Below are 21,666 nucleotides of genomic sequence, written 5' to 3'. Positions count from 1 at the left end.
TAGCTCTTTCCCATGAATTCTTCTGAACTTCGCTCCACTCTGGCCTTAGCAGGCATCTTTGGCCTCCGCATGCTGGGCTTATTTTTGCTTTTGCCGGTCTTTAGTATTCATGCGCGCGGCTTGCCGGGCGGGGAGCATGCCCTTTGGGTGGGTTTGACCCTTGGGATCTTCAATATTATTCAAGCCTGTTTCTATATCCCCTTGGGCCGCCTATCCGATCGAATTGGGCGTAAGCCGGTTGTTTTATGGGGGCTTTCCTTATTTGTGGCAGGGGCTTTGATTTGCGCAGCCAAAGATGACCTGCTATGGATCGCCATTGGGCGCGGGGTCATGGGTGCTGGGGCTGTATCAGCAGCAATTTCTGCCTGGGTGGCGGATTTAACCCGCGAACAGGTGCGCACCCGAGCCATGGCCTTAGTAGGAGGCAGCATTGCCCTCTCATTCGCACTGTCGCTGGTAATCGCTGCACCAATTTATAAAGTTATCAGCCTTAGTGGAATATTTATCGTCCTCGCGATTTTGGGTGTACTTGCGATGTTTGTGACCTACTATGTATTACCAACCAGCAAGCCTGAAGCCAAGGTCCAGCAAGCCTCATTGAAAGAGGTTTTCTTTCGTCCAGAGTTGATGCGCTTGAATCTCGGAGTTTTTGTATTGCACGCTACTCAAGTAGCAATGTTCTTGGTAGTTCCGCGTTTATTAGTTCAGGCAGGATTGCCACTCTCATCTCATTGGGAAATTTATCTTCCAGTTGTACTCATCTCATTTGTATTGATGGCCCCTGCAATCATTTACGGCGAGAAGAAACAGCGCTTACGTTCTGTATTGCTGGCGGCTATCGTTCTATTATTTATTGCTGAATCATTATTTACTCAAGCTACATCGGTAATGATGATTGCTCTTGCGCTATTGATTTACTTTGTAGGATTTAACCTGTTAGAAGCTTTGCAACCCTCTTTGGTGTCGCGATTTGCAAAAGAATCTAAAGGTACTGCATTAGGTGTTTACAACACAACTCAGTCAATTGGCCTCTTTTCAGGGGCTGCTATTGGCGGCTATTTGATGGATAGCCATGGTGATTTATCGGTCTTTATGATGGGTGCGGCACTCTTAGTGTGCTGGCTTATAATTGCTTGGTCGATGGGTGAAATGCCAACGCGAGCAACAGATTCAAAGGACCTAGCCACAAAGACATAACCGCAGCTTCATCAATTAAAGCGAGCAGTTTATTTTTAGCAGCAATAACAGCAGTATTTTTCTTCGGGAGACAACATGGCTTCGGTAAATAAAGTCATCATCGTAGGTAACGTAGGACGCGATCCAGAAACGCGTTATATGCCAAGCGGCGACGCCGTTACAAACATTTCAGTAGCAACATCTGATCGCTACAAAGATAAGCAAACTGGCGAAATGAAAGAAACCACAGAATGGCATCGTGTTGCATTCTTTGGCAAGCTTGCAGAAATTGCGGGTCAGTACCTTAAAAAAGGTTCACAGGTTTATGTTGAAGGTCGTTTGCGTACTCGTAAATGGACTGATGCAAGTGGGCAAGAAAAGTATTCCACTGAGATCGTTGCAGAAACTATGCAAATGCTTGGTGGTAAGCCAGTAGGCGGAAGTGGTGATGGTGGTGAGAGCTATAGTCGCTCAAAGCCGGCTGAGCAGTCTGCTCCAGCATCATCAAATGCCGCATCGCTTGGTGCAATGGATGACGATATTCCATTTTGAGTAATGCCAACTAGCGCGGCAATTGCCGTAATAGCAAAAACCTCTTCTAGGATTTCCTACAAGGGGTTTTTATTTGCCTACTGTCTTGCGTGCCGAACGTTCTCGGGCCAAGGAGAATTGTGATCGGTGCGAAAAGGGTTGATATCTAAGCCACCTCGTCTTGTATAGCGGGCATATACCGATAACTTTTCTGGTTTGCACTCACGCTTGATGTCGGCAAAGATGGTCTCGACGCAATGTTCGTGAAACTCACCGAGTTGTCTAAAGCCAATGAGGTAGCGCAGTAAGCCTTCCTCGAGAATTGGCCTGCCTTGATAACGGATTTGTACACTTGCCCAGTCTGGCTGGCCCGTCACGGGACAATTCGATTTGAGCAGGTGTGAAACTAGGCATTGTTCGATGGGGCCAAAAGATTCGTTGACACCTAATAGTCTTGGATCTGCCGGCAAACTTGGGTCAATCTCAATATCAAGACGATCCATCAAAATGCCCCCCATCTCCTGCATTCCTTTTTTAGCAATGGTTTCGGTTGGATTCATCCGAGTGGTGATCTTGCTGCCGGCGACTGTCGATAAATCATTGATGAGTCGCTCTTTAACTTCATTCTCATCCTCAAAGTGCGCACTGTTGAGGCTATTCAGATAGAGCTTGAAGGATTTGGACTCAATCATATTGGGAGAATCTGCGGGGATCTGAAACTCCGCCAAGGCAATTTGTGGCTTACCTTTTTTATTTAGCCAGCTCAGCTCAAAGGCATTCCAAATATCAACGCCAACAAACGGTAAAGCTTGATTCTCTTTGAGGCCTAGCTTCTTGCGGTTCTCAGATCTCGGGATGGGAAATAGCAAACTGGGATCGTATTGATCTGGGTATTGAGTTGATTGTCCAAGTGGAAGTGTAGCCATTGCGGAAGCTTGCCTTGTTATTTGCTTTTTGGTTTATTGGATACACCAGATACAACATGACCGGTAGGCGCAACCGATGCAGCAGATTGGCAGTGACCAGTTTGATCATCAAAGAAAAAGTCTGGCTCGAATTCTCTTAAGAACTCGCTCTTCGATAAGCCGCCCAAGAACATAGCCTCATCAACATCAATACCCCATGCCATTAAGGTGCGAATGGCACGTTCGTGAGCAGGAGCAGAGCGTGCGGTTACTAGTGCAGTGCGAATGCGCATACCGTTCTCGCTGGTAGAGCGCTGTAATCTGTGTAACGCTTCGAGTAAGGGTTTAAAGGGGCCTGGAGGTAGTGGGATATCCACTTTCCTGCTTTCATGATCCACAAAAGCCTCTAACCCTTTTTTCTGGAACACTTGTTCAGCTTCATCGGAGAAAAGCACTGCGTCTCCGTCAAATGCAATGCGGATTTCATTTGGGTGGGACTCGGCAGTTTTACTGGATTCTGGATAGACGCGTGCTGCTGGAAAGCCTGCATCAATCGTGGCCCTCACATCATCTTCATTGGCAGACAAGAAAAGATTTGCATGCAGTGAGCGCAGATAATGATAAGGAGGGCGGCCTCTAGTGAATACACCGCGCTCGAGATGTAATCCATGGTGCTCAGCGGAGCGGAATACACGTAAGCCGCTAACTGGGTCATTGCGAGAAAGAATCACTACCTCAACACGTTGCTCACCTTCCTCATTAAAGGCTAAGAGTTTCTTTACCAGTGGGAATGCCACGCCTCTTTGAGCGGCCTCACTAAGACGCTCAAGCTGTAATTTCATGTAAGCGCTGTCATCCGTCGATTCGAAGATGCGATTTTCTTCCTCGAAATCAAACAGGGCGCGCGATGAAATCGCTACGACAAGTTTTCCGGTGAGCGTGTATGACATTGATAAATTGCGTTTTAGGTATCTAACATTATTTGAGGAAAAGGCGATATGCTGGGTTATGACTTTCATCCCAATGCGGGTAGCCCAATTTTGCTAAAAAGGTCTGAAATTTTTTCTGCTCATTCTCGGGAACTTGAATACCAACTAGGATGCGACCATAGTCCGCACCATGATTGCGGTAGTGAAACAGGCTGATGTTCCAGTTGGGCGCCATGCTGGTGAGGAATTTCATGAGCGCACCTGGACGCTCTGGGAATTCAAAGCGGTAGAGCAATTCATCTTTAGCGAGCGCAGAGTGGCCGCCAACCATATGGCGCAAGTGAGACTTGGCCAATTCATCATGCGTGAGGTCTATCGTTGCAAACTTGGCTTTACGAAAATGTTTTGCAATTGCTTCGCTATCTCCAGCCTTTTGGGTGCTGATACCAACGAAGATGTGGGCTTCACTTTGATCGCCAATGCGATAGTTAAATTCAGTCACATTACGCTTGCCAAGTAATTCACAGAAGCGCTTGAAAGAACCGCGCTCCTCGGGAATCGTTACTGCAAAGACCGCTTCACGGAATTCGCCCACGTCTGCGCGTTCTGCTACAAAGCGTAAACGGCTAAAATTCATATTGGCACCGCAAGCAACTGCTACAAGGGTTTTCTTCTTGATGCGCTTTTTTTCAACATACTTTTTCATGCCTGCAATGGCTAGGGCGCCAGCTGGCTCCAGGATGCTGCGGGTGTCAGTAAAGACATCATTAATGGCCGCACAGATTTCATCGGTATCAACGGTGATGATTTCATCAACCACTTTTTTGCAGATGCGGAAAGTTTCTTTACCAACGAGTTTGACTGCGGTGCCGTCAGAGAATAAGCCAACATCTTTCATCTCAATGCGTTTACCCGCTTTGAGGGATTGATTCATAGCGTCAGAGTCAGAAGCTTGAACGCCAATGACTTTGGTTTTTGGGCTCACCGCTTTGACATATTCGCCGATGCCAGCAATTAAACCGCCACCACCAATTGCTACAAATACTGCGTCGATTGATTCTTGGTATTGTGCAAAAATTTCTTGGGCGATTGTTCCTTGTCCCGCTATTACATCGGGATCATCAAATGGATGAACAAAAGTCAGACCCCGTTTTTTGCCTAGAATCTCTGAATGTTTGAAGGCGTCGCTATAGGACTCGCCATGGAGGATGATTTCTACCCAAGCACCACCCCTGGCTTTAACTGCATTAATTTTGACGCTTGGCGTCGTAATCGGCATCACAATGACAGCCTTACACTTCATTTTGGCGGCTGAAAGGGCTACCCCTTGAGCATGGTTGCCAGCAGAAGCAGCAATCACACCGCGTTTTAGGGCTTCTGGGGGTAAATGGGCCATCTTGTTATAGGCGCCTCGGAGTTTGAAGGAGAAAACCGGTTGGTTATCTTCCCTTTTTAGGAAGACCTGGTTGCCCAAACGTTTTGTTAGTTCGGGGGCGAGCTGGAGCTCGGTTTCCCTGGCTACGTCATAGACGCGAGCCGATAAAATTTTCTTTAAATAGTTCGTTGCCATCCAATGAGCGTACCACGGATGACCCCTAAGCCCTTAGATTTGCAAGGGTTTATCCCTTCGGGGAGCAGCTTTCACCTTTTCCTGCCACTATCAGGTTCGCTCAATTAAAATGCTTATTTATCAAATATGTTGCTATGAATGCTCCACTAGCTTTGAACCAGTTGTTGGACGCTGAGGCGGGTTCCCCCCGGCTGCGCGAAATTCCTTACAACTACACCTCCTTTTCTGATCGAGAGATTGTTATTCGCTTATTGGGCGAGGAGTCTTGGCGCGTTCTCAATGATTTGCGTGGGGTGCGGCGCACTGGCCGCTCGGCGCGGATGTTATTTGAAATCTTGGGCGATATTTGGGTGGTTCAACGCAACCCTTTTTTGCAGGATGATTTATTAGATAGCCCTGTTCGTCGCAAGCAATTGATTGATGCTTTATGGCATCGCTTGGGCGAAGTCAAAAAACGAAATAGTGGTGACTCAGCCGATCAAGTAGAGATTTTGTTGAATGCTGCTTACCGTGCCATCGACAGTTTTGAAAACGGCTTCAAAGAAGTGGAGCAAATTCGTAAGCGCGCTCGCAAAGAATTGGGCCGCCATACCGCTAGCGACAATATCTGTTTCGATGGTGTATCACGTGCTGCACACGTCACTGATGCAACTGACTGGCGTGTTGAGTTTCCACTCGTTGTTTTAAAGCCCGATTACGAATCTGAAATTCCGGGCCTAGTAAAAGCGTGTGTTGAATTAGGTCTGACGATTATTCCTCGTGGAGGTGGTACTGGTTATACCGGTGGCGCTATTCCTCTGTATGCCATGTCTGCGGTAATTAATACTGAAAAATTAGAAGATATCGGCGGGGTTAAATCCAAGCGGCTACCTGGCCTTGAGCATGAGGTGTCCACGATCTTCACAGGTGCTGGAGTTGTAACCCGTCGTGTATCCGATGCTGCTGAGCATGCTGGACTAGTGTTTGCGGTTGATCCTACATCCGCTGACGCAAGTTGTATCGGCGGCAATATTGCCATGAATGCTGGTGGCAAAAAAGCTGTTTTATGGGGCACTGCACTCGATAATTTGGCTAGCTGGCGCATGGTGGACCCTCAAGGTAACTGGTTAGATGTGGAGCGTCTTGAGCACAATCTTGGCAAGATTCATGATGTTGCAATCGTTCGTTTCCAGTTAACCTGGTCTGATGGCAATAGTGAGCCAGGCCAGCGCATTCTGAAAACAGAATTACTAGAAGTTGAAGGTAAGCGTTTCCGTAAAGAAGGTTTGGGTAAAGACGTTACAGATAAGTTTTTGTCTGGTTTGCCTGGCGTACAAAAAGAAGGTTGTGATGGATTAATTACCAGCGCAACTTGGATACTGCATCGCATGCCAAAGTATATGCGCACTGTATGCCTTGAGTTCTTTGGGCAAGCGCGAGAAGCAATTCCTAGCATTGTTGAAATCAAGGCTTATCTTGACGGCTTAAGTAAGCAGGGTGGCCCGATTTTGGCCGGCCTTGAGCACTTGGATGATCGTTACTTGCGGGCAGTTGGTTACTCAACAAAATCTAAGCGCAATAGCTTGCCTAAGATGGTCTTGATTGGCGATATTGCTGGTGACGATGAAGAGGCTGTTGCAGCTGCGACCAGCGAAGTGGTTCGTATGGCGAACTTACGCGTTGGCGAAGGCTTTGTGGCGGTTAGTGCAGAAGCTCGTAAGAAATTCTGGTTAGATCGCGCTCGTACAGCAGCAATTGCGCGCCATACCAATGCATTTAAGATCAACGAAGACGTCGTAATTCCTCTCCCGCGCATGGGCGAGTACACCGATGGCATTGAGCGCATCAATATTGAGTTGTCTCTCAAAAATAAATTACAAGTACTGGACGGCCTTGAATCCTTCTTGAAAAAGAGTGCTTTGCCACTGGGCAAAAGTGATGCGGAATATGAGATTCCCACAGCAGAGATTTTGGGAGATCGAGTTCAGCAGGCCCTGGAGCGGATTACTCAGGTGCGAAGTCGCTGGGCTGATTGGCTTACGCAGATGGATACTTATTTCCCGCAACTGCAAAACTATAGCTTGCGTGCCTCGTGGAAAGAAGAAGTGCGCACTGAGCTGCGTATCATTTTTGGCGGCTTAGCATTTGAGCCGATTCTCGCTGAGCTAGAAGCAATCCATAAAAATATTTTACGCAAACGCGTATTCGTGGCCTTGCATATGCATGCTGGTGACGGCAATGTACATACCAATATTCCAGTTAACTCTGACGACTATGAGATGTTGCAGGATGCCCATCGTGCAGTAGATCGCATCATGAAATTGGCGCGTTCCTTAGATGGAGTAATTTCTGGTGAGCACGGTATTGGAATTACTAAGCTTGAGTATTTAACAGAGTCTGAATTAAAAGACTTCCGTAGCTATAAGAATCGTGTGGACCCAGAGGGTCGCTTTAATAAGGGCAAGCTGATGCCACACGCGGATCTGAGTATGGCCTATACGCCGAGCTTTGGCTTAATGGGCCATGAGTCGATCATCATGCAGCAAAGTGATATCGGTGCAATTGCGGATAGCGTGAAAGATTGCTTGCGTTGTGGCAAGTGCAAACCTGTTTGCTCTACCCACGTCCCACGTGCAAATCTTTTGTATAGCCCACGGGACAAAATCCTGGCCACTTCCTTATTAATCGAGGCTTTCTTATACGAAGAGCAAACCCGCCGCGGAGTTTCGATTCGCCACTGGGAAATGTTTGATGACGTAGCAGCGCATTGCACGGTTTGCCATAAGTGTTTAACGCCTTGTCCAGTCAAGATTGACTTTGGTGATGTGACAATGAATATGCGCAATCTCCTACGCAAGATGGGTCAGCAACGTTTTAATCCTGGTACAGCGGCGTCGATGTTCTTCTTGAATGCGACCAGCCCAGAAACGATTCATTTAGCCCGCAAGACCATGATTGGTTGGGGTTACAAGTTACAGCGCTTAGGTAATGATGTATTGCGCAAGTTTGCTAAACAGCAAACAGCGCATCCACCAGCAACTGTTGGCAAGCCGAGCATCAAAGAGCAGGTGATTTTCTTTGTAAACAAGAAAATGCCTGGCAATTTGCCCAAGAAAACTGCTCGCGCCTTATTGGATATCGAGGACGCGAATTATGTGCCCATTATTCGTGATCCAAAAACAACTTCTGCAGATACTGAGGCAGTTTTTTATTTCCCTGGTTGCGGTTCTGAGCGTCTGTTCTCACAGGTGGGCTTGGCAACTCAAGCCATGCTTTGGAATGTTGGTGTGCAAACAGTATTGCCACCGGGTTACTTGTGCTGCGGCTATCCACAGCGTGGTAATGGTGACTTCGATAAAGCTGAGAAGATGATTACTGACAATCGCGTGTTATTTCACCGCGTTGCCAATACACTGAACTACCTGGACATCAAGACTGTAGTAGTTTCTTGTGGCACTTGTTATGACCAATTGGCTGGCTATCAATTTGAACAGATTTTCCCTGGTTGCCGCATTATCGATATCCACGAGTTCCTGGCAGAAAAAGGAGTCAAGCTCTCTGGAGTAAAGGGCGTGAAGTATATGTATCACGACCCCTGTCACTCACCAATGAAATTACAAGATCCTTTAAAGACTGTAAACGAGCTGATTCAATTGGAAGATGGTAAAGCGATTGCGAAGAATGATCGTTGCTGTGGTGAGTCCGGAACATTGGCCGTTACCCGTCCTGATATTTCTACTCAAGTGCGTTTCCGCAAGCAGATTGAAATGGAAAAGGCTGCAAATGATTTGCGTAAAGATAATTTCACTGGCGACGTCAAAGTATTAACAAGTTGCCCATCTTGCTTACAAGGCTTAACTCGCTTTGATGCCGATAGTGATACCACTGCGGATTACATCGTGGTTGAAATGGCTCAGAAATTACTTGGTGAAAACTGGATGCAAGATTATGTCGCCAAGGCAAATCAAGGCGGCATTGAAAGGGTATTGGTTTAATGATTCCTAGTAATATCGTCGTGCACCAGCAGTCTAAAGTGCTTGAACTCTCTTATGAAAACGGCAATACCTATCGCCTCCCATTCGAATTGTTGAGAGTGTTGTCACCGTCTGCTGAGGTTCAAGGCCATGGACCGGGACAGGAAACATTGCAAACCGGTAAACGAGATGTTTTGATTGCCAATATTGAGCCCGTTGGGCATTACGCATTAAAGCCGAGCTTTTCGGATGGGCATGATTCAGGCCTATATTCTTGGGATTATTTGCAATTCTTGTGCGAGAACCAGGAACAGTTGTGGAATGAGCATTTGGGAAAATTAGCAGCAGCAGGCCTTGATCGTGATGCACCGATGATTCAGGCTGGCCATTCTTGTGGAAGTCATTGATGAGTAAAACCCACTTCGGTTATCAAAGTGTTGATGAGACTGAAAAAGCTGGCAAGGTTGCTGAGGTTTTCCATTCGGTAGCCAGTAAATACGATGTGATGAATGACCTAATGTCATTTGGCCTGCACCGTATATGGAAAAAAATGACGATTGCTCGCGCAAATGTCCGCCCTGGACAAAAGGTCTTAGATATTGCAGGAGGCACTGGCGATCTTGCGGCAGCATTTGCAAAAGCGGCTGATTGGGGTTGTAATCCTGATGCACAAGTTTGGTTAAGCGATATCAATGCCTCCATGTTGGGGGTTGGTCGTGATCGTTTATTAGATCGCGGCATGGCTTTACCTTGTGTGCAATTTGATGCCGAGAAGATCCCGTTTCCGAATAATCATTTTGATGTCGTTACAGTGGCATTCGGCTTGCGCAATATGACCCATAAGGATATTGCTCTAGGTGAAATGCGTCGCGTGATTAAGCCGGGTGGAAGGGTCCTTGTATTGGAATTTTCAAAGCCGGATGCCTTCTTACAGCCCGTATATGACACTTATTCATTCAAGGTTTTACCTTGGCTTGGTGAGAAGATTGCACAAGATTCGGAAAGCTATCGCTACTTAGCAGAATCGATTCGGATGCACCCTGATGCCCAAACCCTCAAAGAAATGATGTTAGGCGTTGGTTTTGATGAGGTAGAAACCCACAGGATGACTGGGGGTATCGTTGCCTTACATATTGGTATTAAATACTAATAGTTGTATAGTTTTTAAGCTCTTAAAAACTAAAGAAGTTCAGCAGTTATAAGAAGGGGTAAATATAAATGAATCAACATTTTTTCAAAGCAGTTCTATTAAGCCTTACTTTGATATTCGCATCCGTTGGTCAAGTTGATGCTGCTCGTTTGGGTGGCGGTAAAAGCATGGGGCGCGCGCCTAGTGCGCCAATGCAACGACAAGCTACTCCGGCTCAAAAGCCAGCGCAACAGGCTCAGCCAACTGCTCCAGCCACAGCCCCGCAAGCACCTGCACCTAGTCGCTTTGGCGGCATGGGTGGCCTCTTGGGTGGCTTAGCCGCTGGCTTGGGTATCGGCTATCTCTTGTCTCATTTTGGCATGGGGGAAGCGGCATCCTCATTGATTACTGGCTTGTTGATTGCAGCCTTGGCAGGGTTTGTGATTATGTTCGTCATTCGCAAATTACTCCCTGCAATGTCTAGCCCTGGCACCACTGCTAATTTTCCTACTGGGATGCAGCGAACCAGTGTTGAGCAAGCTCCCATACAAGAGCCCGCCTTCACGCCTGCTGCAAATGCATTTGGCGGTATGAGTACTGAGCCACAAGCGTTTCAATCGACATTGCCACCGGGTTTTGATGAGCATGCTTTTTTAGAGAATGCGAAGCAATACTTTGCAACTTTGCAAAAAGCTTGGGATCAGGGTGATCTGGCCTCTTTGCGTGAATTTACAACGCCCGAGATGTTCTCCACAATCCAGCAAGATTTAGCGGGTCGCACAGACAGCACTAATCAAACGGATGTGGTTACTATTAATGCCCGACTCATTGGTATTGAGACCGCTGACGCGCATTATTTCTGCAGCGTTCAGTTCAGTGGCATGATTCGTGAGCAGCAAGGCGCTCCGGCAAGTGATTTCTCCGAAATCTGGAATCTAAGCAAGCCTGTTGAGGGTCCTGGGGGCTGGGTACTAGCGGGTATCTCCCAGTTGGTTTAAGCTCTAGGTACTTTCCATTGGAAAACCCGCACTAGTGCGGGTTTTTTACACTCATGAACACGCATTTATCTTCTGCCCATATGATTGCTGCCGGCGCTGCCTATCGCGGGATGAATCATGTATTGAGTAGTGAGTCTTGGGCATTATCTGAATTAGCTAAACATGCTGGTAAAACAATTTTGCTGAAGTTACCTTTGGGTAATTTTTGCTTTGAAATTGCTACAACTGGCTTATTAAATGCCTTGGAAGAGATTGATAGCCCTTCCTTAACCTTAGAAGTTTCAAGCAAGGCCTTAAGTGATTTAGTAGTGAGCTCAGGCAGTTTGCGTGAGCAAGCTTTTAAAGCCGTAAAGATTGGCGGCGATGCAGACTTAGCTCAATTAATAGGGCGTTTAGCTGGCCAACTCCGCTGGGAGTATGAGGAAGATTTGGCTCAATTAGTTGGTGATGCGCCTGCGAACTTTGCCGTCAAGCAAGGTAAGAAATGGGTTGCTGCATCTCGTTCTGCTGCCTCTGATTTGCTGGACAATGTTGTGGAGTATGTCAGTGAAGAGAGAAAAGTGCTTTTGAACAAACGAGACTTTATTACTTACAAAGCCGAATTAAGTGACTTGCGTGAATTTGTAGATCGCATGGAAAAACGTATTCAACTCTTAGAGCAAAAGGCTAAATAAATCGTGTGTCGAATTGCTCGTCTTTGTTTTATTTTCTTTACCGCTTGGCGTTATGGTCTATTGCCGCTCTTGCGCGATATTCTTAAACCAGGAATTGGTAGAGGCATACTCACGGTTGTCTGTTGGACCTCGCCGGGTGGCAACTTGCCTAGGGGTGAGCGTATTCGTTTGACGCTCGAAGCGCTTGGACCGATCTTTGTTAAATTTGGACAAGTCCTGTCAACACGTCGAGATTTATTGCCGGAAGATATTGCTAATGAATTAGCAAGGCTACAAGATCAAGTCCCCCCATTTTCCAATGAAGAATCGCGTCGCTTAATTGAGGAAGCGCTTGGCCGGCCGATTGAGGAAGTTTTTATTAGTTTTGACGCCACACCAGTAGCAAGTGCCTCAGTTGCGCAAGTGCACTTTGGGATCTTGCGCGCCACCCAAAAACATCCTGAGTGGGATCGTAAGGCTGTCGCAATCAAAGTTCTGCGTCCTGGTATTTTGCCGGTGATTGAGGGTGACTTGGCCTTAATGTATGACTTGGCTAGGATTATTGAAAAGAGTTCTGAAGACGGTCGTCGCTTAAAGCCCCGCGAGAACGTTGCTGAGTTCGATACTTACTTGCATGATGAATTAGATTTAATGCGTGAAGCTGCTAATGCGAGTCAGTTGCGCAGACAGTTTGCGGACTCGCGTCAGTTGATGATCCCTGAGATGTATTGGGACTTGTGTCATACCAACGTCATGGTGATGGAGAGAATGTATGGCATCTCTATTGGAAGAACTGTAGAGTTACGAGCGGCTGGGGTGGACTTTAAAAAATTAGCCGCCGATGGCGTGGAGATATTTTTCACGCAAGTGTTTGAATATGGATTTTTCCATGCAGACATGCATCCCGGAAATATTATGATTAGCTTGGAGCCAGAAACTTTTGGACGTTTTATCTCTTTAGACTTTGGTATTGTTGGTGCACTGAGTGAGTCTGATAAGAATTACCTGGCATTAAATTTCTTAGCCTTCTTTAATCGTGACTACCGTCGCGTTGCAGAGCTACATATTGAATCTGGATGGGTGCCCGCTAATACACGCGTTGAAGAATTAGAGGGCGCAGTGCGTTCAGTGTGCGAGCCTTACTTTGATCGGCCACTTAAAGAAATTTCTCTTGGCCTTGTATTAATGCGTTTATTCCAAACATCGCGCCGCTTTAAGGTAGAAATTCAGCCCCAGTTAACGCTGTTGCAAAAAACCCTTTTGAATGTTGAGGGTCTAGCACGTCAATTGGATCCCGATCTAGATCTATGGAAAACTGCTAAGCCGATTCTAGAAAAATGGATCAGCCAGCAATTGGGCTGGCGTGGACTAATAGATGGCTTAAAGGAAGAGGCACCCGCTTGGGCCAAGATTCTGCCAACTTTGCCTCGCTTAATTGCCGATAGTTTGACCCAAGGCAGAAATCAGACAAAAGACCAAAACGGTGAGTTAGAGGTTTTAAAGGCTCTTTTGCTCGAGGAAAGGCGCACTCATCGCCTAATCGTGGGGGCTTTGCTCTTTGCCGGTGGTTTTTTAGTCGGAATTTTGATCATCGGCTTAGGCATTTATTAGTCTTTCGCTCTTTACACTCTAAACCGCTAAAATAGCGGGCTAGGCAGAACACATGAAAAAATACTTTATCGCAGGCATCCTTGTTTGGGCACCACTAGCAGTCACCGTTTGGGTGATTGGCTGGGGATTAGGTTTGCTTGACGGTGTATTTGGTTCAGTGATGCACGCCATCATTGTGGTTCTTCCAAGCGATGCTGCATTGGATATGCAGCATTTTCGCGATCTTCCAGGCGTGGGAATATTGATTGTAATTGCGGTCATTATGTTTACCGGATTGCTTGCGATTAGTTTTGCAGGCCAATGGTGGTTGAAGATCTGGGATAAGCTTGTTAATCGCATTCCAATTGTGCGTTCGATCTACTCCAGCGTTCAACAAGTTTCGTCAACCTTATTTTCTGGAAGTGGCCAAGCCTTTAGTAAGGCTTTGTTAATTCGTTACCCCCATGCTGATTCTTGGGCGATTGCATTTCAAACCGGTGTACCCGCAAGAGAAGTGACCGCTAAATTGGGCGAGGATTATGTCAACGTATTCCTGCCAACCACCCCGAATCCCACCTCTGGTTTTTTCATGATCGTGCCGCGTGTACAAACGATCGAACTTGAGATGAGTGTAGAAGAGGCTTTGAAGCATATTGTTTCAATGGGCTCTGTGCCACCCAATAGTTCTAGTGGATTGACTACACCCCAGTCACCACACCATTTTTGATTTATAGGAAATTGTTATGTTGATGCGAAGCCATACCTGCGGACAGGTAACCGATTCACTGATTGGTAAAGAAGTCACCCTTGCTGGATGGGTTAATCGCCGTCGTGACCACGGGGGCGTGATCTTTATTGACTTACGCGACCGCGAAGGTTTTGTGCAGGTAGTCTGCGATCCAGATCGCCCTGAGATGTTTGCTTTAGCCGAGCAAGTACGCAGCGAGTTCTGCATTCAGATTAAAGGACTCGTGCGTGCGCGTCCTGCTGGTACTGAAAATAACGAACTCATTAGTGGAAAAGTAGAAATACTGTGTCATGAACTTGTGATTTTGAATGCATCCGTGACCCCGCCATTCCAGATCGATGATGAAAATTTATCCGAGACTACTCGCCTTACTCATCGCGTATTAGACTTGCGTCGTCCTCAGATGCAAAAGAATTTACGTTTGCGTTACAACGTTGCAATGGAGTGCCGTCGTTACTTAGATGATGCGGGCTTTATCGATATTGAAACCCCGATGTTGACTAAGAGTACACCAGAAGGTGCACGTGATTACTTGGTTCCTTCGCGAGTGCATGATGGTCAATTCTTTGCCTTGCCACAATCTCCGCAGTTATTTAAGCAGTTGTTGATGGTGGCTGGCTTTGACCGCTATTATCAAATTACCAAATGCTTCCGTGACGAAGATTTGCGCGCGGATCGTCAACCTGAATTCACGCAGATTGACTGTGAAACTGCATTCTTAAGCGAATTAGAAATTCGTGAACTCTTTGAAAACATGATTCGTCATATTTTTAAGAAAACGATGAATGTGGAATTGCCTAACCCATTCCCAACCATGCCTTATTCAGAGGGAATGGCACGTTTTGGCTCTGACAAGCCAGACTTGCGTGTGAATTTTGAGTTCACTGAGTTGACCGATTTGATGAAAGACGTTGATTTCAAGGTCTTCTCAGGAGCGGCCAACCAAGAGGGTGGCCGTGTAGTGGGTTTATGCGTACCGGGCGGCGCCGAGATTAGTCGTAGCGAAATTGATGACTACACCCAATTTGTCAGCATTTATGGTGCCAAAGGTTTAGCCTGGATTAAGGTGAACTCCATTGCTGAAGGTCGCAATGGTTTGCAGTCTCCGATTGTGAAGAATTTGCATGATGCAGCGATTGAGGGCATTTTGAAACGTACCGCTGCCAAAGATGGCGACATTATTTTCTTCGGTGCTGATAAAGAAAAAGTAGTGAATGATGCGATTGGTAACTTACGTCTGCGTATTGGCCACTCAGCTTGGGGGAGGGAGCATGGTCTCCTTACTGAAGGCTGGAAACCATTGTGGGTAATTGATTTCCCAATGTTTGATTACGACGAAGGTGAAGCGCGTTGGGTTGCTTGCCATCATCCGTTTACAAGCCCCAAAGATGAGCATATGAAGTATCTGGAATCTGATCCTGGTAAGTGCTTGGCCAAAGCCTATGACATGGTTCTAAATGGTAGCGAAATTGGTGGTGGCTCGGTACGTATTCACCAAGAAGCTGTTCAGAGTCAGGTATTCCGCGCCCTGAAGATTGGTGCCGAAGAGGCGCAGGCCAAGTTTGGGTTCTTATTGGATGCGCTGCAATACGGCGCTCCCCCTCACGGCGGTATTGCGTTCGGTTTAGATCGTATCGTGACGATGATGACTGGTGCTGAATCAATTCGTGACGTGATTGCCTTTCCTAAGACACAGCGTGCACAGTGCTTGTTAACACAAGCTCCTAGTGCTGTAGATGAGCGTCAACTGCGTGAATTGCATATCCGTTTGCGTCAAGCGGCACCAGCTGCATAAATAAGCCAATTAATACCTAGCCCCATTTTGAAAATCCCGATCTCGGTTTTAGTTGTTATCTACAAATCGAATAGGGATGTTTTATTAATAGAGCGTGCAGATCGCTTGGGGTTTTGGCAATCGGTTACTGGTAGCTTAGATGCGCCAGAGGAGGATCTCGCCTCCGCCGCAACCCGCGAGGTCTTTGAAGAAACTGGTATAGCCGTAGAAAAACTGCCTGCCGGCTCTCTTGTCAATATGCATCATCAGATTGAGTACACGATTTATCCAGAGTGGCGCTTTCGTTATGCGCCTGGCGTTACCCGTAATATCGAACATTGGTTTGCTCTTCAGGCTCCAGAAAATATTCAAATTCAGCTTGCTCCTAGAGAGCATGTGGCATATCAATGGCTACCATTTGAAGAGGCTGCTCAGAAATGTTTTTCTCCCAGCAATGGCGAGGCTATTCTGAAATTATTCTCAGGTAATAAGGAATAAGATAGGGCGATGAGACATTCATCGGGCCATCACAATAGCTTAGATTCAAAAACACCACAAAGGGGTGATTGGCGAGTCATAAGTGATCTGCTTCCTTATCTCTTGGAATACCGCTTTCGGGTCATCGTTGCGCTAAGTTGCCTTATCGCCGCAAAAGTTGCCAATCTTGGTATCCCCATTTTGATGAAAGAGTTAATTGACTCTTTAGATATCAAAGCGGACTCCCCTCAAGCTCTATTGGTTGTTCCCCTTGGCATCATCCTTGCTTATGGCTTATTAAGAATTTCCGCTTCTTTATTTACGGAACTACGTGAGGCGCTATTTGCCAAAGTAACTCAGAATGCAGTACGCAAAGTCGCGCTTCAAGTATTTGAACATCTACATTCATTAGCGCTGAGCTTTCATCTAGCTAGACAGACCGGTGGGGTAAGTCGCGATATCGAGCGCGGAACACGTGGTATTCAGTCACTCATTTCTTACTCGCTCTATAGCATACTGCCGACACTCATTGAATTCTGTTTGGTGCTGGGCTACCTTGCTTACTCCTACGATATTTGGTTTGCAGCGATTACCTTAATCGCGCTAGTGCTCTATATTATTTTTACTATCGTCGTCACTGAATGGCGCGCCCATTTTCGTCGCACCATGAACGATATGGATTCAAAGGCCAATCAAAAGGCAATTGATTCCTTATTAAACTTTGAGACTGTAAAGTATTTTGGAAACGAAGCTTTTGAAGCCAGTCGTTACGACGAGAATTTATTACGCTATCAAACGGCGGCAGTAAAGTCTCAGAAGACTTTGGCAGTTCTAAATTTAGGACAGCAAATCATTATTGCTGTTGGACTGATGTTGATTCTGTGGCGTGCCACAATTAGCGTCGTTAATGGAGCAATGACCCTGGGCGACTTGGTCTTGGTAAATACTTTGATGATTCAGTTATACATACCTTTGAACTTCTTAGGCGTGATTTACCGAGAGATCAAGCAGGCATTGACTGATATGGATCGGATGTTTTCTTTGCTCAATACCGATAAAGAAATTGCAGACTCACCAAATGCTAAGCCATTGCGAATTGAGCACCAAGATCATGGACCAGATGTATGTTTCGAGAACGTCTCGTTTCACTATGAAGCAAAACGTGAAATTCTGAATAATGTGAGTTTCAGCATACCAGCAGGTACTATTACTGCGGTAGTGGGTCAAAGCGGCGCTGGCAAGAGCACTTTGGCAAGACTGTTATTCCGTTTTTATGATGTGCAGTCTGGAAAAATCTTCATTGATCATCAAAATATCCAAGATGTAACGCAAGCTAGCTTGCGTAAAGCGATTGGTATCGTTCCGCAAGACACAGTTCTATTTAATGACACTATTGGCTATAACATTGCTTATGGCGATCCTTCTGCCTCGATTGAAGAGGTGCAAGAGGCTGCTAGAGCTGCACAAATTGATCGCTTTATTAAGCGTTTGCCAGATGGTTACGATACTCAGGTGGGCGAAAGAGGTTTAAAGCTCTCTGGTGGTGAGAAGCAGCGCGTGGCAATTGCTAGAACGCTCCTGAAGAGGCCTGCAATGTTGATATTTGATGAGGCCACCTCTGCTTTGGACTCCAAAACAGAAAGAGCATTTCAGGAAGAATTACTGAGTTTGGCTAAAAACCGCACTACCCTCATCATTGCGCATAGGCTGTCGACCATTATTCACGCAGATCAAATCTTGGTGATGGATCATGGGCAAATCGTGGAGCGGGGTACCCATCTTCAATTGCTAGCGGCTCAAGGTAGGTACGCTGAGATGTGGCAAATGCAAGAACGTGCTGCTCTTGATTAGAATAGTCTGATGAGACAGCAAAATATCTTAAAAAATGCTTTTGCAGCTGCTGTAGCTGTAGCTGACCCCCAAGTCATTGTTCCGCAATATTTAGCCGAGATATTTCCTGCTGGCCAAGAGCCTAGAGGGCGATGCTTAGTAGTCGGTGCTGGTAAGGCGAGTGCATCAATGGCTAGCGCTTTAGAGATCTATGCGCAAGCGCACTGGCCCCAAGTAAATCTAGAAGGGGTAGTGTTGACTCGTTATGGACATGCATCATCTACTAAACACATTCAAATTATTGAAGCGGGTCATCCGGTGCCCGATCAAGCGGGCATGGATGGCGCCAAGGCGATATACGCATTAGCCAAGCAACTTGAGCTGGGCGATGTATTGATTGCTTTAGTTTCCGGCGGGGGTTCAAGTCTGCTAACGCTGCCGCAAGAAGGTATCTCCATTGAGGATATGCGCCAGACTACTGAGGCGCTTTTGCGCAGCGGCGCTCCAATAGAGGAGATGAATATTGTCCGCAAACATTTATCTGCAATTTTGGGTGGTAATTTGGCAAGAGTTGCTATTGAGCGTGGCGCACGGGTAGAGGCACTACTGATCTCTGATGTGACAGGCGATTCACCTGCCGATATTGCTAGTGGTCCTTGTGCGGCTGATTACTCAACTTACCAAGATGCCTTTGCTATCTTTGAAAAATATCACTTAGGCAAAGACGACATTCCTGTTTCAGTATTAAATCATCTGCAACAAGGCCTTGCAGGAGAAAAGCCAGAGACCTTAAAAGAGGCTGATTTGGTAAATGCCCAAGTGGCAAACCATGTCATTGCAACAGCTTATAAAAGTTTAGAGGCTGCGGCTGATTATGTTCGTAGCCAAGGTTATGAACCCATTGTTCTGGGGGATACGATTACCGGTGAAGCTCAAGCAGTCGGCATCAGTCAGGCGCAATTGGCTAGAGAGCATTTATCTAAGTTGACTGATAAGCCTATTGCGATTATTTCTGGAGGCGAATGTACTGTCACTATTCCTGCGGGCGTTAAAGGTCGGGGTGGGCGTTGTAGCGAATACCTACTCTCACTCTTTGCGGCCTCAAAAGATCTGCCTAATTTGGCGGCTTTAGCTGCCGACACCGATGGTATTGACGGTAGCGAAAAGAATGCTGGTGCTTGGTTTACAGGCAATGTTCGCGCGGGGAGTATGGCCAAAGGGATTGCGCCGGAACCATTTTTAGCCATTCATGATTGTTATGGTTTTTTTGCAGAATTAGATGCTTTAGTGGAAACTGGCCCTACGCTAACGAATGTCAATGATTTCCGTATCATTTTGCTTAATACATCATATGTCTAATAGCCCTACTCAAATTCAACTGATTCAGCCTGACGATTGGCATTTGCACATTCGTGATGGTGAAGTCATGAAAGATGTTTTGGTTGATACTGCGCGCCAGTTTGCGCGCGCGATCATCATGCCGAATTTAAAGCCACCCGTCACTACCGTAGACTTGGCTAATGCTTATCGCGATCGGATTGAATCTAGTCTGAAATCTTTAGGCGTTAGCAGCTTTACTCCGTTGATGACTTTGTATCTCACGGATAATACTTCGCCTGACGAAGTGCGCAAAGCTAGAGTAGAAGGTATTGCTGGTTTTAAGTTGTATCCTGCAGGCGCTACCACCAATAGTGATGCGGGGGTTAGCGATATCAAGCGCTGCTATAAAGTTTTGGAGGCAATGCAAGCAGTGGGTATGCCGCTTTTAGTCCACGGTGAAGTGACGAGTTCCGAGATCGATATCTTCGACCGTGAAGCAGTCTTCATTGACACAGTGCTTGAACCATTGCGCAAAGATTTTCCGGCACTCAAAATAGTGTTTGAACACATTACAACTAAACAAGCTGCGCATTATGTGCGCGATGCTTCAGTTCCTGGTAATACTTTGGCAGCTACAATTACTCCACAGCATTTACTCATGAATCGCAATGCGATTTTTGCTGGCGGCATTCGTCCTCACAATTATTGTTTGCCTGTGCTTAAGCGTGAAGAGCATCGTGTAGCATTATTAGATGCTGCTACTAGTGCTAGCCCGCGTTTCTTCTTGGGTACCGATAGTGCTCCACATGCTAAGGGTGCCAAAGAAGCAGCCTGTGGTTGTGCTGGTTGCTATAGCGCATTCAATGCCCTCGGCTTATACGCTGAAGCATTCGAGAGTGTTGGCAAGTTGGATAAATTAGAAGGCTTTGCAAGCTTTTTTGGCCCCGATTTTTATACTTTGCCCCGTAATAGCAAAAAAATTACACTCACCAAACAAGCGCACAGTATTCCTGCTGAGTTGCCGTTAGGCGCTGAAACTATTGTTCCGCTGCGCGCTGGCGAAACCATTGCTTGGTCGTTAGCCTAATTCCACCACCATTCTTTTTGCAAGCCAATTTGCTCTGACTGCGTTAGACTGCAGGCGCAGAGTCAATTGGGCAATCGCCGCTTCTTTATTGAGGGGGAGGAAAGTCCGGACTCCATAGGGAAGGGTGATGGCTAACGGCCATCCACGGTGACGTGAGGAATAGGGCCACAGAGACGAGCGTATTTAGTTACGGTGAAACGCGGTAACCTCCACCCGGAGCAATCCCAAGTAAGCAGGCGATGAGGCGTCCCGCTGAGTCTGCGGGTAGGGAGCTTGAGCCGTCAGGTAACTGCCGGCCTAGAGGAATGATTGCCCCTAGATGAAAGTCTAGGCGACAGAATCCGGCTTATCGATTGACTCTGCACTTATTCTGAAATGACTTCGATGCTGTAAGTTAATTCAGCTGTTTTTGCCAACATCGCGGTGGCAGAGCAATATTTTTCATGCGACAGTTTGACGGCTCGATCCACTTTGGCCTGGTCAAGATCCTTGCCTTTAACTATGAAGTGCAAATTGATCTTAGTGAAGACTTTGGGGTCTTCTGTAGCCCGTTCAGCCTGAAGGGTGACATCGCAGGCGCTAATAGCCTGACGAGCTCTTTGTAGGATTAAAACCACATCAAACGCAGAGCAACCCCCTGTACCAGCCAAAAGCAGCTCCATTGGCCGAGGAGCTAGATTTCTGCCTCCCGCCTCAGGGGCGCCATCCATATTTAACAAGTGACCACTGCCGGTTTCTGCAGAAAAAGCCATCCCGCTGTTACCTAGCCAAGATACTCGACATTCCATATTAGTGATTCCTAACTTACTAAATTAATCAATATTATCAATAGTTTACCAATATTAATAGACCTCTGGTAGGCAGCTATTTTGGTTTAAAAGCATCAAAAAATTGATTTCGGTCAATTTTCTTGCATCGCACCATAATTATCTATACAATAACCATATTGGTAGTCAGTCTTATAGAAGACTTTGACTTTCCTCCCAGTGTCTCCTC

General features: G+C 46.5%; 18 protein-coding genes and 1 other RNA gene. 15 read left to right on the top strand and 4 right to left on the bottom strand.

Going from position 1 to position 21,666, the window contains the following annotated elements:
• Positions 1–12: 12 nt before the first annotated feature.
• Positions 13–1,197: an MFS transporter gene (locus AOC07_RS08445; protein ID WP_215293197.1), complete on the top strand. Its 1,185-nt coding sequence runs from the start codon at positions 13–15 to the stop codon at positions 1,195–1,197.
• Positions 1,198–1,272: 75 nt separating this feature from the next.
• On the top strand, positions 1,273–1,728 hold the full coding sequence (ssb, locus tag AOC07_RS08440) for a single-stranded DNA-binding protein (RefSeq protein WP_215357521.1): 456 nt from the start codon (positions 1,273–1,275) through the stop codon (positions 1,726–1,728).
• A gap of 77 nt (positions 1,729–1,805) precedes the next feature.
• Here ssb and queF read toward each other — a convergent pair whose 3' ends face one another.
• From queF to ilvA, 3 genes are read right to left on the bottom strand one after another with little or no spacing between them, the layout of a single operon-like run.
• Complete coding sequence (gene queF, locus AOC07_RS08435) at positions 1,806–2,633, bottom strand: NADPH-dependent 7-cyano-7-deazaguanine reductase QueF (RefSeq protein WP_215357520.1); 828 nt, start codon at positions 2,631–2,633, stop codon at positions 1,806–1,808.
• A gap of 17 nt (positions 2,634–2,650) precedes the next feature.
• Positions 2,651–3,562 carry a 5'-nucleotidase gene (locus AOC07_RS08430; protein ID WP_215293191.1) on the bottom strand — a complete coding sequence of 304 codons (912 nt, stop codon included), beginning with the start codon at positions 3,560–3,562 and terminating at the stop codon, positions 2,651–2,653.
• A gap of 28 nt (positions 3,563–3,590) precedes the next feature.
• Positions 3,591–5,111 carry a threonine ammonia-lyase, biosynthetic gene (gene ilvA / locus AOC07_RS08425; protein ID WP_215293189.1) on the bottom strand — a complete coding sequence of 507 codons (1,521 nt, stop codon included), beginning with the start codon at positions 5,109–5,111 and terminating at the stop codon, positions 3,591–3,593.
• A 134-nt stretch (positions 5,112–5,245) separates the two neighbouring features.
• Between ilvA and AOC07_RS08420 the strand changes: the two genes are divergently transcribed.
• From AOC07_RS08420 to rnpB, 13 genes are all read left to right on the top strand, one after another.
• Positions 5,246–9,085, top strand: coding sequence for an FAD/FMN-binding oxidoreductase (locus AOC07_RS08420; protein WP_215293187.1), 3,840 nt, complete (start codon positions 5,246–5,248; stop codon positions 9,083–9,085).
• Complete coding sequence (locus AOC07_RS08415; RefSeq protein ID WP_215293186.1) at positions 9,085–9,471, top strand: gamma-butyrobetaine hydroxylase-like domain-containing protein; 387 nt, start codon at positions 9,085–9,087, stop codon at positions 9,469–9,471. Before AOC07_RS08420 ends, AOC07_RS08415 begins: the two co-directional genes overlap by 1 nt.
• Positions 9,471–10,214 (top strand): bifunctional demethylmenaquinone methyltransferase/2-methoxy-6-polyprenyl-1,4-benzoquinol methylase UbiE, encoded by a 744-nt coding sequence (ubiE, locus tag AOC07_RS08410; protein WP_215357519.1) that lies wholly within the window; start codon positions 9,471–9,473, stop codon positions 10,212–10,214. The genes AOC07_RS08415 and ubiE overlap by 1 nt, the downstream gene beginning before the upstream one ends.
• A gap of 68 nt (positions 10,215–10,282) precedes the next feature.
• Positions 10,283–11,191: a Tim44 domain-containing protein gene (locus AOC07_RS08405; protein ID WP_215357517.1), complete on the top strand. Its 909-nt coding sequence runs from the start codon at positions 10,283–10,285 to the stop codon at positions 11,189–11,191.
• A 53-nt stretch (positions 11,192–11,244) separates the two neighbouring features.
• On the top strand, positions 11,245–11,865 hold the full coding sequence (locus AOC07_RS08400; protein ID WP_215357515.1) for an SCP2 domain-containing protein: 621 nt from the start codon (positions 11,245–11,247) through the stop codon (positions 11,863–11,865).
• A gap of 3 nt (positions 11,866–11,868) precedes the next feature.
• On the top strand, positions 11,869–13,455 hold the full coding sequence (ubiB, locus tag AOC07_RS08395) for a ubiquinone biosynthesis regulatory protein kinase UbiB (RefSeq protein ID WP_215357514.1): 1,587 nt from the start codon (positions 11,869–11,871) through the stop codon (positions 13,453–13,455).
• Between the two features lie 52 nt (positions 13,456–13,507).
• Positions 13,508–14,161 carry a DUF502 domain-containing protein gene (locus tag AOC07_RS08390; protein WP_215293176.1) on the top strand — a complete coding sequence of 218 codons (654 nt, stop codon included), beginning with the start codon at positions 13,508–13,510 and terminating at the stop codon, positions 14,159–14,161.
• Positions 14,162–14,177: 16 nt separating this feature from the next.
• Complete coding sequence (aspS, locus tag AOC07_RS08385; protein ID WP_215357513.1) at positions 14,178–15,977, top strand: aspartate--tRNA ligase; 1,800 nt, start codon at positions 14,178–14,180, stop codon at positions 15,975–15,977.
• Between the two features lie 27 nt (positions 15,978–16,004).
• Positions 16,005–16,454, top strand: a complete 450-nt coding sequence (gene nudB / locus AOC07_RS08380) for a dihydroneopterin triphosphate diphosphatase (RefSeq protein WP_215357512.1) — start codon at positions 16,005–16,007, stop codon at positions 16,452–16,454.
• A gap of 9 nt (positions 16,455–16,463) precedes the next feature.
• A complete protein-coding gene (locus AOC07_RS08375) occupies positions 16,464–18,284 on the top strand; it encodes an ABC transporter ATP-binding protein/permease (protein WP_215357511.1) in 1,821 nt (606 codons plus the stop codon).
• Positions 18,285–18,293: 9 nt separating this feature from the next.
• Entirely contained in the window at positions 18,294–19,622 is a 1,329-nt protein-coding gene (locus AOC07_RS08370; RefSeq protein ID WP_215357510.1) for a glycerate kinase, read from the top strand.
• Positions 19,615–20,670 carry a dihydroorotase gene (gene pyrC, locus AOC07_RS08365; RefSeq protein ID WP_215357509.1) on the top strand — a complete coding sequence of 352 codons (1,056 nt, stop codon included), beginning with the start codon at positions 19,615–19,617 and terminating at the stop codon, positions 20,668–20,670. Before AOC07_RS08370 ends, pyrC begins: the two co-directional genes overlap by 8 nt.
• Positions 20,671–20,728: 58 nt before the next feature.
• Positions 20,729–21,035: RNase P RNA component class A (rnpB, locus tag AOC07_RS08360), an RNA gene on the top strand.
• Here rnpB and AOC07_RS08355 read toward each other — a convergent pair.
• On the bottom strand, positions 21,036–21,458 hold the full coding sequence (locus AOC07_RS08355) for an OsmC family protein (protein WP_215293164.1): 423 nt from the start codon (positions 21,456–21,458) through the stop codon (positions 21,036–21,038).
• Between the last annotated feature and the right edge of the window lie 208 nt (positions 21,459–21,666).

Source organism: Polynucleobacter sp. UB-Raua-W9 (assembly GCF_018687435.1).
Classification (GTDB): domain Bacteria; phylum Pseudomonadota; class Gammaproteobacteria; order Burkholderiales; family Burkholderiaceae; genus Polynucleobacter.
This window is presented reverse-complemented; position numbering and strand designations above follow the sequence as displayed.